At 55.6% G+C, this 2988-nt stretch carries 4 protein-coding genes; 3 read left to right on the forward strand and 1 reads right to left on the reverse strand.

Translation table 11 applies throughout. The features are described 5' to 3' along the window. Positions 1-291 (reverse strand): response regulator (locus tag IRZ24_RS18750; protein WP_297167773.1); only part of this gene is annotated, 291 nt, incomplete at its 3' end. Positions 292-463: 172 nt separating this feature from the next. Here IRZ24_RS18750 and IRZ24_RS18755 point away from each other — a divergent pair. The 3 genes from IRZ24_RS18755 to IRZ24_RS18765 form a co-directional block, all read left to right on the forward strand. Further along, positions 464-1309, forward strand: a complete 846-nt coding sequence (locus IRZ24_RS18755) for a MerR family transcriptional regulator (RefSeq protein WP_297167776.1) — start codon at positions 464-466, stop codon at positions 1307-1309. A 320-nt stretch (positions 1310-1629) separates the two neighbouring features. Then, positions 1630-2757 (forward strand): helix-turn-helix domain-containing protein, encoded by a 1128-nt coding sequence (locus IRZ24_RS18760; protein ID WP_297167779.1) that lies wholly within the window; start codon positions 1630-1632, stop codon positions 2755-2757. A gap of 50 nt (positions 2758-2807) precedes the next feature. After that, the coding region (locus IRZ24_RS18765; protein WP_297167782.1) for a hypothetical protein at positions 2808-2988 on the forward strand (181 nt) is incomplete at its 3' end.

A 2988-nucleotide genomic window follows, 5' to 3' on the forward strand; every position in this document is an offset into this window, starting at 1 on the left:
GAGGGTGCTGTGACGGCAGCTCAGCATCAGAATGGGCAGGCGGGACAACTGGGGATAGCGGGTCTGGTGGCGCAGGAGATAGGTGAGCTGGAGACCGGAAAGATGGGGCAGGAGCCAGTCGAGCAGGAGCAGATCGGGCGGAGGTGCTCCGGGACTGGTCAGCGCTGAGAGGGCGCTGAGGCCGTCGCTGCAGGTCTGGACCTGGTAGCCGGCGCGGCTGAGGGCCACGCGCAGCACCGTCCGACAGACCGGCGAATCGTCAACCACGAGAATGGTGGGTCCTGGGCGCATGATGTCCTTTCCCCTTTCTTAACTTACCACATGACAGACACATCAAAAAATCTAAGAGTACAAAGATTCTAAGCTATCTCAGGTCCGTTGTCAAGAGCAGAACGGGTACACCAGAAAAAAGAGAGGTATGCTATAATCAGGAAAGACTCCAGGGGAGGGAAAACAACCAGGCATGGCCAAAAGCAGTAGATCGCCCTCGAAGAACCTCTATACTGCCAGCGAAGCCATCAAGCGGCTCAGAATGCCCCCTTCGACCTTTCACTACTACGTCAAAACTGGCAAAATCAAGAAGATTACCCCTCCTGGCCGCAAAGAAGGATACTACGAGAAGGCCTATATCGACGCGCTTGCTCGGGCAAACGAATTGTTCTTGATAGCCTATGCAGAGGAGCCAGCGACCTTCAGCGTCGCTACACCCGAAGACGTCCCAGGCATCTACGAAGTGAGCGCTAGTCTGTGGGGAGAGCTGAAAGCCACGCCTGTCGCGAAGCGGCTCGAATGGTACAAGCAGAATCCGGAGATCGACTATGTCGTCAAGAAAGAGGGCATTGTCATCGGTTACCTCACGATCATGCCCCTCAAGCGCGAGGTCATTGAACAGTTGATGCAGGGTCGGCTGAGAGGCTGGGATATTCGCAAAGAGGATATCCTGCCTTTCATACCAGGCCAGGAATTGGAATGCTACACCGGGATTGCTGTTCGGGCAGGAGTTTATCGCCCCGAGAAATATGGCATGCGGCTGCTTGCTGGCATCATTCGACATCTGGAAGAGATGGGAGAGAGAGGAATCCTTCTGAAGAGGTTTTACGCAGTCAGTGATACCCCAGAAGGAATCAGGCTCAGCAAGGGCCTGGGGTTTGAAGAATACCCACCTGCTCCAGGATCGACGTTCCAACAGTACATTCTGGATGTTGAACGAGCAACGACGCCTTTCCTGACTCCTTATAAGCGGGGCTTGCAGCGGTACCAGCGACGTACCATGACTTCCCAACCCGGTGATCCTTCTCTGGACGAGTAAAGGATCAGTCCACTCTCCTCCGAGCGGAAAACACTGGTGGTCATCTCTAAGCCAGCTAGTGTTCGTCTCCTTTATGCTCTGCAGGTGATGGCCCATAGCATATCTCTTTCTACCTATGAGGAGGCTTGTTTTCAAATTGGGCAGATCACCGTTCCCGCTTTCTTGTGTACGACTAACGATTGCTTTACTACAAAAAGTAGGGTATACTCTTTATAGTCCCATATCACTCCCTCTAGTAGGATGAGCCTTCAGAAGTTTTCTGTACAGGCTCAAGCAGTGACATGTCATCCTCCTGCGGTGAGCCTGGAAAGGACACGATTGTGGCAGGAAAGCAAACACGTCGTATGGCCTCTGCCGCTGGCGCATTCCTGAAGCGCTACCGCAAACAGCATGGTCTGACTCAGGAGCAGCTCGCCAGTGATCTCAATATTGAGCCGCGTACGCTGCGTGCCTATGAGAATGGAGAGCGATCTCTTCACGATATCAACGAGCTGTACCGCATTGCTGATCGCCTGGGCGTTGAACCGGAGCAACTGGGTGTCGTTGGGAGGCTTCACCCGCCGCGCTCGCCTCAAGACATCGAGGAGTTGCTTACTCATGCCTGGTCACTGGTTGAGGCCGCCCGTCTCTACGAGGCCAGGGCTGTGATTGAGCATCTCACGCAGAGCCTGTCGCGCCAGATCACTGGTGAGCAACCAGAGCTACTACGCGCTTTGGCCCGGAGCTATCACACCGCAGGTTACATTGTCTCGCTAGCCACTCGTGCCCCCTCCTCACAAGAGGCGTTGATCTACTATCGTAATCTAGAGGAGGTCGCGCGCCTGTTACGCGATGATACGCTGCTTGCAATCGCTCTCACCTATCAAGGCGATCTCCATCGGCGCCTTGGGCACCTCGAGCAGGCCACTCTCTATTTAGAGGCTGCACGCGATACCACTCCCCAGGCTGATCAAGCTGCCAGAGGCAATGCCCTGCAGTTGCTAGCTCGGACCTATCTGCGACGTGGCGAGGTTGCTCGCTTCGAGACGGCGATGAGGCAGGCTGAGGAGCTGGCACCCGTTGGCTTCGATCCCTCCTCGAGTACGCACGGTTGCTACAGCCTGGGCACTGTCTATGAGGAATATGGGCGCAGTTATGCTGACATGGGCCAGCCAGTCAAGGCTATGGAGTTTCTCCAGCGTGCAGAGACTCACCTGCCTTCAACGCCTCACTGGAGGTTGCTGGTGGAGACGGCGAAAATGTTGGCTTTGATCAAAGGAAACGAGTTCGAAGCTGGGATTACGCTCGCGCTGGCTCTTGTGGAGGAGATCAGAAGATGCGGCACGCTGCGCTATCTGGATCGACTCTATCTGGCCAACCGTTTCCTCAAGGAGCAGGAACAGCGCATTGGGAAAGCGAGCGCAGCGCTTAATGAAGCGCTGCTCTTGGAGGGTGCACCAGACTACTAGTTTCGAAGACAAGCGGCTGCTCCAAGCTCACAAGTTCGGAGAATAAGACGATGCCAGAGCTGCTTTCCCGTCGCATCCTGCTGGCCAAAGTGCTCCAGATCCCGCCCGTTCTGCTCGGTCTGTCTTCCGTCACGCTCGCCAGCAGCGATGGAACCCTGGAACTGGCTTCCTCTTCCGTGGGGATCGAGTCACTGGCCAGTGGTCAGATGATGCAGTCCTACGAAAGCCTGC

It is taken from the genome of Thermogemmatispora sp., from assembly GCF_019683755.1.
In the GTDB taxonomy this organism is placed as follows: Bacteria; Chloroflexota; Ktedonobacteria; order Ktedonobacterales; family Ktedonobacteraceae; genus Thermogemmatispora.